Origin of the sequence: Paenibacillus sp. IHB B 3415 (assembly GCF_000802655.2) — a bacterium.
GTDB classification, from domain to species: domain Bacteria; phylum Bacillota; class Bacilli; order Paenibacillales; family Paenibacillaceae; genus Paenibacillus_AQ; species Paenibacillus_AQ phytohabitans.
The window spans coordinates 1-230 of record NZ_JUEI01000284.1 but is presented as its reverse complement, the minus strand read 5'-3'; the positions used below and the strand labels follow the sequence as shown (position 1 = coordinate 230).

Genomic DNA, 230 nt, shown 5'->3' with positions numbered 1-230 from the left:
CACATCCATTCACTCATTACAGAAGGTGCGCTGGACCGGAACAAGGAGTGGAAAAAGGCAGAGTTTATCTCGTATGAGTACTTACGAAAGTCGTGGCAAAAGCTGCTGCTGGATCTCATGATGAAATGGTATCCGGAGGACGAACGGGTAAGAAGACTGGTGAATCAGTTGTACCAGCGTTACCCAAAGGGGTTTTACGTGAATGCGGAGCAACGGATGAAAGATGCGCG

Annotated in this window: 1 pseudogene; it reads left to right on the top strand. The window is 48.7% G+C overall.

The window, feature by feature from the left end:
- Positions 1-230 (top strand): annotated as a pseudogene (locus QW71_RS36690) (hypothetical protein); the annotation flags it as partial.